The organism is Pseudomonas sp. HP_01 (genome assembly GCF_055284355.1).
This window is the reverse complement of the sequence record NZ_JBTOPV010000039.1, coordinates 1-11,629: the sequence shown is the minus strand read 5'-3', so window position 1 is coordinate 11,629 and position 11,629 is coordinate 1. Positions and strand designations below refer to the sequence as shown.

Here is an 11,629-nt window from a genome sequence, read left to right as displayed (position 1 = left end):
ACCATGGAAGCCACCCAGCACCAAACCCAGCCTAAAACCCAAAACAAACGCCCCCAACAGGTCGCCGATGTCGTTAGCGAGCGCATTGAGCGGCTGATTGTCGACGGGGTGCTCAAGGTCGGCCAGCTGTTGCCTTCCGAGCGGCGGCTGACCGAAAAGCTCGGTGTGTCGCGCACTGCGCTGCGCGAAGGGCTGCAGCTGCTGCGCGCCCGGGGCATCATCGAAACCCGTCAGGGCAAGGGCTCGTTCGTTGCGCAAATGGGCGGGCTCGGGCTGACCCCCACTTCGCCGCTGATGCACTTGTTCGCCTCTCAGCCACGTACTCTGTACGACCTGTTTGAAGTGCGCAGCCTGCTGGAAGGGGAGTCCGCCCGACTGGCGGCGCTGCGCGGCACTGACGCGGACTTTGTGCTGATCACCCGGGCCTACGACGCACTGGTGGCCGGTCATGACCACCCGTTGCCGGCCTCTGAGCATGCGCGGCTCGACCATGCTTTTCACCTGGCCATCTGCGAAGCGTCGCACAACCCGGTGCTGGTGCAGACCCTGCGTTCATTGACCGATCTGCTGCTCAACACGGTATTCGCCTCGGTCAACAACCTGTATCACCGTGATGCCCAGAAGCGCCAGATCGACCGCCACCACGCCCGGCTCTACAACGCAGTGACCGGGCGTTTGCCCGAGCAGGCGCGCAAGGCGGCGGTGGCGCACATCCAGAACATCTGCGACAACCTGCGGGAGATCGAAAGCGAGGAGCAACGACTGGTGCGCGCCACTTTGCGGCTGGAGGGCTGGGCTTGAGCCATGTCGAAGATTCACCGGGGCAGTCCCTGGCTTGACAGCCATCCCGCATTGCCGCAGTTTACGCATTGCGTAAGCCGCTTACGCCGGAGTGAAAAACCAAAACAACAATAACAGGCCATTCCCGTGGATCTTTTCACCTACTACCGATCGACCTCGAGCTACCGGGTGCGCATTGCCCTGGCGCTGAAAGGTCTTGCTTTCGATGCGCTGCCGGTCAACCTGATCCGCGAAGGCGGTGAACACCACCGGCCTGACTACCTGGCGATCAACCCCCAGGGCCGCGTTCCCGCTCTGAGGGTGGACGGCGGTGAGGTGATCATCCAGTCCATGGCGATCATCGAATACCTCGAAGAATTCTCCCCCGAACCTGCCTTGCTCCCTGACGCGCTGCTCGATCGCGCGCGCCATCGGCAGGTCGCTGCCCTGATCGGCTGCGACATTCATCCGCTGCACAATGTCGCGGTGCTCAACCGCCTGCGCGGCATGGGCCACGACGAGGGCGATGTGACGGCGTGGATCGGCCACTGGATCAGCGAAGGCTTCGCCGCCGTGGAAGCCCTGATTGGCGACACTGAGTTTTGTTTCGGAGCCGTCGGCCTGGCCGATGTGTATCTACTGCCCCAGGTCTATGCGGCACGACGCTTCAACGTGGACATGGGCGCGTACCCGCGTATTTGCCGGGTCGAAGCCCTGGCGTTGCAGCACCCCGCGTTTCTGACCGCCCATCCCGATGCGCAATCTGACAAGCCGGAGTAATCTTTCCCCATGAAAAGCTTCGGTCTGCAATTGATCTTCGGCGACTTCCTCGCCCGCAGTGTGCGGGGGATTTCCTGCGCGCCACCCGCTGAATCGTGATCCGAGCCGCTGTGCCTCTCACTTTTTAGCAGGAGCAAGACCGTGACTGATCTCTACGAAAACCCGATGGGCCTGATGGGCTTTGAATTCATCGAATTCGCCTCGCCCACTCCCAACGTACTGGAGCCGGTATTCCAGATCATGGGCTTCACCAAAGTTGCCCATCACCGTTCCAAGAACGTGTCGCTGTACCGCCAGGGTGCGATCAACATCATCCTCAACAACGAGCCCAATAGCGAAGCGTCCTACTTCGCTGCGGAGCACGGTCCGTCGGTGTGCGGCATGGCGTTCCGGGTCAAGGATTCGCAAATGGCCTACAAGCGCGCACTGGAACTCGGCGCGCAGCCCGTCGAAATCGGCACCGGCCCCATGGAACTGCGCCTGCCGGCGATCAAGGGCATTGGTGGCGCGCCGTTGTACCTGATCGACCGTTTCGGTGAAGGCACCTCGATCTACGACATCGACTTCGTGTTCATCGAAGGCGTCGAGCGCCACCCCAAGGGCGCCGGCCTGCAATTCATCGATCACCTGACCCATAACGTCTACCGCGGCCGAATGGCCTACTGGGCGAACTTCTACGAGAAGCTGTTCAACTTCCGCGAGCTGCGCTACTTCGACATCAAGGGCGAGTACACCGGCCTGACCTCGAAAGCGATGACCGCGCCGGACGGCATGATCCGCATTCCGCTGAACGAGGAATCGTCCAAAGGCGCCGGGCAGATCGAGGAGTTCTTGATGAAGTTCAACGGCGAAGGGATTCAGCACGTCGCGTTCTTCACCGAAGACCTGATCGACACCTGGGACCGGCTCAAGGCGCTGGGCATGCGCTTCATGACCCCGCCGCCGGAAACCTATTACGAAATGCTCGAAGGCCGTCTGCCCAACCACGGCGAACCCGAGCACGAGCTCAAGGCGCGGGGGATTCTGCTGGACGGCAATTCCGAAGGCGGAAACAAGCGTCTGTTGCTGCAGATCTTCTCGGAAACCCTGATGGGGCCGGTGTTCTTCGAGTTTATCCAGCGCAAGGGCGACGATGGTTTTGGCGAGGGGAATTTCAAGGCGTTGTTCGAGTCGATCGAGCGCGATCAAGTGCGGCGGGGTGTGTTGGCGGTGGATTGAGGCCGACGTCTCATAGTCACGTGTTAACCCGATACCTGTAGGAGTGAGCTTGCTCGCGAAGGGGCATTTCAACCGCCGAAATTTTAGCGGATGTCAGGACGTCTTCGCGAGCAAGCTCACTCCTACAGTATGAACATGATTCGGGAGAATCACGCCAGCTGCGGCATTTCCCCACCCATCCGCGCGCTGATCGCCTGGGCCGTGTGCAGCAGTTTCTGTGCGGCAATAGCCTGACGCTGATCGGTAAACACCGACGCCGAACCCACCACCGTCACCACACCCACCAGCTTGTTGCCCATGGCAAACACCGGCGACGACACTGCGTTGACGCCGGCCATCAACATTCCATGAATCTGATGCACCCCGGTGCTACGGATTTCCTGGAGGTGCCGATCGATCTCCTGCAACTGCGCCGCGTCCAGCGAGGACGATTCCGCCTCTCTCAACGCGGCGGTTTCGGTCGGCGACAGAAAAGTGTCGAACACCAGCCCGGTGGACGAACTGAGCAGCGGCAGCACCGAGCCGATCTGCGTGACCAGGGTGACCGCCCCCAGCGACTGCTCGACGTACACAACCGTCGGGCCCTTGTTGCCCCACACCGCCAGAAAGCAGGTTTCGTTGAGTTCGTCGCGCAGGGCGATCAGCGCCGGCGCGGAAATCTTCAGCACATCCAGCTGGCTCAACGCGGCCAGTCCGACCTGCAGCGCCGAACGCCCCAGACGGTAGTGATTGCTGGCCGGGTCCTGCTCGGCAAAACCGCTGTCCACCAGGGCTTGTAGGTAGCGGTGCACCTTGCTGGCCGGCATCCCGACGTATTCAGCGAGTTTCGACAGCGAGGTGGCGGGCGCCAGTTCGGCCAGCGCTTTGAGGATGCCGACGCCGACTTCTGCCGACTGGACTTTCTGCTGGCGCGGCGCGGTGGCGGGGGTGGAATCGTCGGTCATGGCAAGGGAGGCCCCCGGTCTGGAAAGGCTGCTTTATAGCTTGACCCTTCTGCAAACTCAAATTACGTTATGCGTAAGCTGGTTACGCATAAGCAGCGGGAGTGTGTAGGAGTGAGCTTGCTCGCGATACCGTTATGTCTGTAAGCGATAAGTTCGCTGAGATGATCAGATCGCGAGCAAGCTCACTCCTACACCTAAACCGTTGCGCGCCGGTAGATAGCAGACAAAAAGCGGGTCACCAAAAATAAGAGGTCGTCATGTCGACAGCACCCCGGTCAGAGTCCCTGCACTACCAGTGCGGCTTCGGCAATCAATTCAGCAGCGAGGCGATGCCGGGCGGTTTGCCCCACGGGCAGAACTCGCCGCAACGTCACCCGCTGGGCCTGTATGCCGAGCAATTCTCCGGGACCGCGTTCACTGTCCCCCGCGCCGAAGCCCGGCGCTCCTGGCTCTACCGCATTCAACCTTCCGCCGCGCACCCTCGCTATCAGCGCCTGGAGCGGCAGCTTACCGGCCAGCAGCAAGGCCCCGTGACACCCAATCGGCTGCGCTGGAATGCCTTCGACATCCCCGCCGAACCCACCGATTTCATCGATGGCCTGCACCCGCTGGCCAGCACCTCGTCCGCCGAGCAGGCCGAGGGCGTGAGCGTCTACGTCTACACCGCCAATCGCTCCATGCAGCGCGCGTTCTTCAGCGCCGACGGCGAGTGGCTGATCGTTCCCCAGCAGGGGCGATTGCGCATCACCACCGAGCTGGGCCTGCTGGACATTGAACCGCAGGAAATCGCCGTGCTGCCCCGAGGTCTGAAATTCAGCGTCGAGCTGCTCGACGGCACAGCACGGGGGTATATCTGCGAGAACCACGGCTGCGCCCTGCGCCTGCCTGACCTCGGCCCGATCGGCAGCAACGGCCTGGCCAATCCCCGGGATTTCCAGGTGCCCCACGCGCATTTTGAAGACAGCGCACAGCCCACCGTGCTGGTGCAGAAATTCCTCGGCGAACTGTGGACCACCACGCTGGGTCATTCCCCCTTCGATGTCGTCGCGTGGCATGGCAACAACGTCCCGTATAAATACGATCTGCGCCTGTTCAACACCTTGGGGACCGTGAGTTACGACCATCCCGATCCGTCGATCTTCACCGTGCTGACATCGCCCGGCGTTGTCGACGGTCAGGCCAACGTCGATTTTGTGATCTTCCCGCCGCGCTGGATGGTGGCGGAAAACACCTTCCGGCCACCGTGGTTCCACCGCAACCTGATGAACGAATTCATGGGCTTGATCGATGGCGCTTACGACGCCAAGGCCGCAGGCTTCATGCCCGGCGGCGCGTCGCTGCACAACTGCATGAGTGCCCACGGTCCGGACAACGCCAGCGCCGAGAAGGCCATCGCCGCCGAGCTCAGGCCGCACAAGATCGAACAGACCATGGCGTTCATGTTCGAGACCGGTAAAGTCCTGCGCCCCAGCTATCACGCGCTGGAATGCCCGCAGTTGCAAAGCGACTACGATGCCTGCTGGGATGGCATCGCCAGAACGTTCAAGCCTCTCGACACGGACAGCCAACGATGAGCACTTCACAGCACCCGCGCAGCTGGGTTTCCAGCGCCAACGACCATCCCGATTTCCCCCTGCAAAACCTGCCCCTGGGCGTGTTCAGCCGCCCCGGTTTCGGCAAGCGTGGCGGCGTGGCCATCGGCGATTTCATTCTCGACCTGCAAACGGCCCTTGAGGCCAGCTTGTTCCACGGTGCCGCGCGCGTGGCGGTGGAGGCCGCCTGCCGAGGGCAGCTGAACGACTTTTTCGCCCTGGGCGGTTCGTCGCGGCAGGCGCTGCGTCACGAGTTGCTGCACCTGCTGGATGAAAAGAACCTGCAGCGTGAGTGTTTGCAGGCCATGGGTGAGCGTCTGCTGGTGCCAATGGCTGACTGCCGGATGCACATGCCGGCACAGGTCGGCGACTACACCGACTTCTACGTCGGCATTCATCACGCGATGAACGTCGGCAAGCTGTTCCGCCCGGACAACCCGTTGCTGCCAAACTACAAGTACGTGCCGATTGCTTACCACGGGCGGGCGTCGACGCTTGGAGTGTCCGGGATGCCGGTCAAACGCCCCAGCGGGCAGACCTTGAAACCGGGTGCAGATGCGCCTGATTTCGGGCCGAGCAAGCGCCTGGATTACGAGCTGGAAGTCGGTGTGTGGATTGGCCAGGGCAACGAGGCCGGCGAGCCCGTCGCCATCGGCAAGGCGGGGGAGCACATCGCCGGTTTCTGTTTGCTGAACGACTGGTCGGCCCGGGACCTGCAGGCCTGGGAATACCAGCCGCTGGGGCCGTTTCTGTCGAAGAGTTTCGCCACCAGCATCTCGCCGTGGGTGGTCACGGCCGAAGCCCTGGCGCCGTTCCGCGCGGCGCAACCGGCGCGTCCCGAGGGAGACCCGCAGCCGATGGCCTATCTGTTCGACGAGCAGGATCAGGCCGGCGGTGCGCTGGACATCGAGCTGGAAGTGCTGCTGCTCACCGCGCAGATGAAGCAGATGGGCATCGCGCCCCAGCGTCTGGCCCTAAGCAATACGCTGAATATGTACTGGACCGTCGCGCAGATGGTGGCCCACCACAGCGTCAACGGCTGCAAGCTGCAAGCGGGCGATCTGTTCGGCACCGGCACCTTGTCAGGCCCGCAGCCCGGCCAGCTCGGCAGCCTTCTGGAGATGACCGAGGGCGGAAAACACCCGATCGAGCTGCCCAACGGTGAGACCCGGACCTTTCTGGAGGCGGGCGATGAGGTGATCCTCAAAGCGCGCTGTCGCAAGGAGGGAGAAGTGAGCATCGGGTTTGGCGAGTGCCGTGGGGTGGTGATTGGATAAACCCAGTCCTACGGACACAGCGCATGCTTTTAGTAGGACCGGCTTCAGCCGGGAAGAGGCCAATGTGTGCGCCATCAATTTTGAGCTATGGCCGCTGACGCCTTCCCGGCTAAAGCCAGTCCTACAGACCGCATGCTTTTAGTGGGACCGGCTTCAGCCGGGAAGAGGCCAGTGTGTACAGCCCAGATTTGCGGTGTGCCGCCTGACGCCTTCCCGGCTAAAGCCAGTCCTACAGACCGCATGCTTTTAGTGGGACCGGCTTCAGCCGGGAAGAGGCCAGTGTGTACAGTTCAGATTTGCGGTGTGCCGCCTGACGTCTTCCCGGCTAAAGCCGGTCCTACTGAATCAAACCCACCCACCAGCGACCCGCTTCTCGGCAAGAACCTCCCTTGCCGTTCCCCCTGCGCTTTGCCCTCGGCATAGCTCAAATGCCCGTTCACCCACACCGCATCGATGCCCTCGGCCGCGCGCCGGGGTTCTTTGAAATCCGCCACATCGCGCACGGTGTCCGCGTTGAACAGCACCAGATCCGCGCAATACCCTTCGCGCACGAACCCGCGATCGTGCAGACCGAAGCGCGTGGCGGTCAGTCCGGTCATCTTGTGCACGGCAGTGTGCAGCGCAAACAACCCCAGATCCCGACTGAAATGCCCGAGCACCCGGGGAAACGCACCCCACAGGCGCGGGTGCGGAAACGGGTCTTCCGGCAGACCGTCCGAACCGATCATCGACAGCGGGTGTTTCATGATCCGCTGCACGTCGTTCTCGTCCATGCCGTAATACACGGCGCCGGCGGGCTGCAGCTTGCGCGCGGTGTCCTCCAGCGACAGGCCCCAATCGGCGGCGATGTCCTTCAGCTCGCGGCCGCCCTGGTCGGGGTGCGGCGTCGACCAGGTGATGGTGATCGGAAACGCATCGGTGACCTGTTTCAAATCCAGCGTCGAAGAACTGGCCGCATAGGGATAGCAATCGCAGCCCACCGGGTGGGTCAGCGCGGCGTTTTCCAGGGACGCGAGTAACTGCGGGCTGCGACCCCAATTGCCCGCGCCCGCGCATTTCAGGTGGGAAATCACCACCGGCGATTTCGCGTGACGTCCAATTGCGAACGCCTCGTCCATGGCCTCCAATACCGGCTCGAACTCGCTGCGCAGGTGCGTCGTGTACACCGCGCCGAACGCCGTGAGCTCCTCGGCCAGCTGTTTGACTTCGTCGGTTTCAGCCGAGAACGCCGAGGCATAGGCCAGACCGGTGGACAGGCCCAGCGCGCCGTCGGCCAGGCTGTCGCGCAACTGCCCGCGCATGGCGCTGATTTCATCAGCGCGCGCCGTTCGAAAAAGATCGTCCATGTGATTGCTGCGCAGCGCGGTATGGCCGATCAGCGCCGCCACATTGACTGCCGGGCGCGCCGCGTCCACCGCGTTGCGGTAGTCGATGAAGCGCGGATAAACGAATGCAGCGGCGGGGCCCAGCAGGTTCATCGGATCCGGCGGATCGCCCGCCAGGGAAACCGGCGAGGCACTGATGCCGCAGTTGCCGACGATCACCGTGGTCACGCCCTGGGTGATCTTCGGCAGCATCGCCGGCTGGCGAATCACCACGGTGTCGTCGTGGGTGTGCACGTCAATGAAACCCGGCGCCAGCACGCGGCCGGCGGCGTTGACTTCTTCGCGGGCGGAGACGTCGTGGAGGTCGCCGATGCGCTGGATGTGGCCGTCGCCGAGGGCCACGTCGGCGCGGTAGCCGGGGGTATCGCTGCCGTCGATCACCAGCGCGTCGCGAATGATCAGGTCGTAAAGCATGGGGTCAGTCTCCAAGGGGCAGTCCGTCGTCGCCGCCGCGGTAGTCATCCAGCGCGAGCTTGATCCGCCGCAGCCGTTCGCGGTTGGCGTCGGGCGCCGTCAGCGCCAGTTCGGTGGCCAGCACGTCGATGGTCAGCAGCATGCCGTAGCGCGCGGCCGTGGGTTTATAGATGAAATTGGTTTCGGCGATCTGCAGTGGCAGCACGACATCCGCCCGTTCCGCCAGCGGTGAGCCGGGCAGGGTGATGGCGAGAATCTTCGCGCCATAGCTGCGGGCCAGATCCACCACGTCCAGCAGCTCGGGGGTGCGCCCGCTCAGTGAGCAGACACTGACGCTGTGCTCCGGGCCGAGGGTCGCGGCAATCAGGCGCATCATCACCGGGTCGCGGCTGGCGGCAATCGGGTAGCCGAGGCGCACCAGGCGGGTCTGCAATTCTTCGCTGCACAGGCTGGAGGCGCCGCCCATGCCGAAGCTGTGAATCATCCGCGCCGGCGTCAACAGGGCCACCGCCGCCTGGAAGCGTGACTCATCGAAACCGGCCAGGTGCTGACGCAGGGTGGATTCAATGTCGCCGACGATCTGGGTGAAAAACGCCGACTGTTCCGGCGCCTGCTCCGGGGTGAGGAAGCGGTTGCCCACGGCGCTGGCCTGGGCCAGTTGCAGGCGCAGGTCGCGCAGGTCCTTGCAGCCCACCGTGCGTGCGAAGCGTGACAGGGTGGCGCTGCTGACTTCGGCGCGGGCGGCGAGGTCGTCAAGGCTGGCGCTGGCGGCAAACGCCACGTCGCTGAGCACCAGTCTGGCGATGCGCCCTTCGCCAGCGCTGAAGGAGTCCTGACGGGCGCGGATCTGGTAAAGAATGTCCACTCAGATCACCTGCGCCAGCCCGAGGGTCAGGACGAAAGCGATCACCGAAATCAGCGTTTCCAGCACCGTCCACGTTTTGAAAGTCTGGGCCACGGTCATGTTGAAGTACTCCTTGATCAGCCAGAACCCGCCGTCGTTGACGTGGGAAAAAATCACCGAGCCGGCGCCGGTCGCCAGCACCAGCAGCTCTGGATGGGGGTAACCCAGGCCCAGCGCCACGGGGGCCACGATGCCGGAAGCAGTGGTCATCGCCACCGTGGCCGAGCCGGTCGCGACGCGCATCAGTGCGGCGAACAGCCAGCCCATCAGCAGCGGCGACAGATGCCAGTCCTGCGCCAGCCCGACGATCTCGTTGGTCACGCCGCTGTCGACGAGAATCCGGTTCAGACCGCCGCCGGCACCGACCAGCAACGTGATACTGGCCGTTGGTGCCAGGCATTCCTGGGTGAATTTGAGGATTGAATCCCGTGAGAAACCCTGGGCAATGCCCAGGGTCCAGAAGCTTAGCAACGTGGCCAGCAGCAGGGCGATCACCGAGTTGCCGATGAACAGCAGAAAGCTGTTGAAGCCGCTGCCCGGGGTGGCAATCAGGTTGGCCCAGCCACCCAGCAGCATCAGTACCACCGGCAGCAGAATGGTCGCCATGGTAATGCCGAAGCTCGGCAGTTGCGCGCGGGGTTCACGGTCGAGAAATTGCTTGGCCAGCGGGTTTTCATCGGGCAAGTGAATGTGCGGCACGATGAAGCGCGCGTAGATCGGGCCGGCAATGATCGCGGTGGGGATGCCGATGAGGATGGCGTAGAACAGCGTCTGGCCGACTGACGCCTGATAGGCCTGCACCGCCAGCATCGCGGCCGGGTGCGGCGGCACCAGGGCGTGGACCACCGACAGGCCGGCGACCATCGGCAGGCCGACCATCAGGATCGACACGCCAACCCGGCGGGCGACTGTGAACGCGATCGGCACCAGCAGCACGAAGCCCACTTCGAAGAACAGCGGCAGCCCCACCAAAAAGGCGATGCAGACCATGGCCCAGTGCGCGTTGCGCTCGCCGAAGCGGTCGATCAAGGTGCGCGCCACCTGCTCGGCGCCGCCGGACTCGGCCATCATTTTGCCGAGCATGGTGCCCAGCGCCACGACCAGTGCAATGTGCCCCAGCGTTTTGCCGACGCCGCCCTCATAGGACGCGACGACGGCATTGGCCGGCATGCCGGCGACCAGCGCGAGGCCGACGGACACCAGAGTGATGACGATAAACGGGTTGAGGCGAAAGCGCGCGATGAGCACGATCAAGGCGATGATCGCGACGGCGGCATAGACCAACAGAGACAGGCCGGTTGACGGAGGCATGCAACGGATTCCTTGCTGAGAATGAGGAGGCCAGGGCGGCGGCGGGGCTGATCCTGTCGAGCTAAAAAGGGCAGGACTCAACCGCGCAAGGCGTTAACCGGTGCGCAGCCAGGCGGTGAAAACGATCTCGGCAGTAGGTGTTGCAAGCGCCATCAACGGCGAAAGAAAAGCGGCGGCGGGACGATCACAGGTTGGCATTATTGTTATCTCTGATTTCGTGATGAAAATTAAATTACACGAAGCAGGATAAAAATATCAATTCATGAAAATTAATTTCTTCACGCTTATCCCCGTATTTTGCTCGCTACGCCTCCGTATTTCGTGTGCGCCGAAGATTGCCTGCCTTGCCGCGCTCCTGCAGGGAATCCGACTGGGCGAGGTTCAGCGTCAGGCACGGGATCTGTGGGAGCCGGCTTGCTGGCGAAGGCGTCCGTCCACACACATCGCCGTCAGCTGTCACGCCCGGTTCGCCAGCAAGCCGGCTCCTACGGATTCGGAGTACGCCGACGATTGCCTGCCTTGCCGAGATCCCCTGTAGGAGCGCGCTTGCCCGCGAACGTGATGATTCAGGCGAAATAGATGGCACAGGCCAATTGCATTCGCGGGCAAGCGCGCTCCTACAGATTCTGTGTGCGCGGAAGATTGCGTGCTTTGCCGTGATCTATTGTAGGAGTGAGCTTGCTCGCGATGCGGTGGGTCATTCGACATCTCCGTTTCAGACGCACCGCGTTCGTCCGATCGCGGCCCGCAGCAAGCCAGCGGCTACGGATTCGGAGTACGCCGACGATTGCCTGCTTTGCCGTGATCCATTGTAGGAGTGAGCTTGCTCGCGATGCGGTGGGTCATTCGACATCTCCGTTTCAGACCCACCGCGTTCGTCCTATCGCGGCCCGCAGCAAGCCGGCTGCTACGGATTCGGCGTGCGCCGAAGATTGCCTGCCTTGCCGAGATCCCCTGTAGGAGCGCGCTTGCCCGCGAACGCGGTGGTTCAGGCGAAGTCGATGGCACAGGCCAGTTGCATTCG

10 protein-coding genes are annotated in these 11,629 nt (G+C 63.0%); 6 read left to right on the top strand and 4 right to left on the bottom strand.

The window, feature by feature from the left end; genetic code table 11:
* Positions 1 to 3 precede the first annotated feature (3 nt).
* From glcC to hppD, 3 genes are all read left to right on the top strand, one after another.
* Entirely contained in the window at positions 4 to 801 is a 798-nt protein-coding gene (gene glcC / locus ACYAR8_RS19235; protein WP_427689246.1) for a transcriptional regulator GlcC, read from the top strand.
* Positions 802 to 927: 126 nt separating this feature from the next.
* Complete coding sequence (gene maiA, locus ACYAR8_RS19230; RefSeq protein WP_463580766.1) at positions 928 to 1,560, top strand: maleylacetoacetate isomerase; 633 nt, start codon at positions 928 to 930, stop codon at positions 1,558 to 1,560.
* Between the two features lie 141 nt (positions 1,561 to 1,701).
* Positions 1,702 to 2,778 (top strand): 4-hydroxyphenylpyruvate dioxygenase, encoded by a 1,077-nt coding sequence (gene hppD / locus ACYAR8_RS19225; protein WP_463580765.1) that lies wholly within the window; start codon positions 1,702 to 1,704, stop codon positions 2,776 to 2,778.
* A 149-nt stretch (positions 2,779 to 2,927) separates the two neighbouring features.
* Here hppD and ACYAR8_RS19220 read toward each other — a convergent pair whose 3' ends face one another.
* Positions 2,928 to 3,722: an IclR family transcriptional regulator gene (locus ACYAR8_RS19220; protein WP_108119993.1), complete on the bottom strand. Its 795-nt coding sequence runs from the start codon at positions 3,720 to 3,722 to the stop codon at positions 2,928 to 2,930.
* Positions 3,723 to 3,979: 257 nt separating this feature from the next.
* Here ACYAR8_RS19220 and hmgA point away from each other — a divergent pair, with 257 nt between their 5' ends.
* Positions 3,980 to 5,296, top strand: coding sequence for a homogentisate 1,2-dioxygenase (hmgA, locus tag ACYAR8_RS19215; protein ID WP_463580764.1), 1,317 nt, complete (start codon positions 3,980 to 3,982; stop codon positions 5,294 to 5,296).
* A complete protein-coding gene (gene fahA / locus ACYAR8_RS19210) occupies positions 5,293 to 6,591 on the top strand; it encodes a fumarylacetoacetase (RefSeq protein WP_463580763.1) in 1,299 nt (432 codons plus the stop codon). Before hmgA ends, fahA begins: the two co-directional genes overlap by 4 nt.
* A gap of 290 nt (positions 6,592 to 6,881) precedes the next feature.
* Here the strand turns inward: fahA and ACYAR8_RS19205 are convergent, their stop codons facing one another.
* Genes ACYAR8_RS19205 through ACYAR8_RS19195 form a run of 3 tightly spaced genes read right to left on the bottom strand, consistent with a single transcriptional unit; the run spans position 6,882 to position 10,605 of the window.
* Entirely contained in the window at positions 6,882 to 8,390 is a 1,509-nt protein-coding gene (locus tag ACYAR8_RS19205; RefSeq protein WP_463580775.1) for an N-acyl-D-amino-acid deacylase family protein, read from the bottom strand.
* 4 nt (positions 8,391 to 8,394) lie between these two features.
* On the bottom strand, positions 8,395 to 9,255 hold the full coding sequence (locus tag ACYAR8_RS19200; protein ID WP_463580762.1) for a MurR/RpiR family transcriptional regulator: 861 nt from the start codon (positions 9,253 to 9,255) through the stop codon (positions 8,395 to 8,397).
* Complete coding sequence (locus ACYAR8_RS19195; protein WP_065989551.1) at positions 9,256 to 10,605, bottom strand: GntT/GntP/DsdX family permease; 1,350 nt, start codon at positions 10,603 to 10,605, stop codon at positions 9,256 to 9,258. It lies immediately after the preceding gene.
* A 100-nt stretch (positions 10,606 to 10,705) separates the two neighbouring features.
* Here ACYAR8_RS19195 and ACYAR8_RS19190 point away from each other — a divergent pair, with 100 nt between their 5' ends.
* The gene (locus tag ACYAR8_RS19190) at positions 10,706 to 10,855 is read left to right on the top strand and encodes a hypothetical protein (protein ID WP_175514211.1); all 150 of its coding nucleotides are present in this window, start codon (positions 10,706 to 10,708) and stop codon (positions 10,853 to 10,855) included.
* The last annotated feature ends 774 nt before the right edge of the window (positions 10,856 to 11,629 follow it).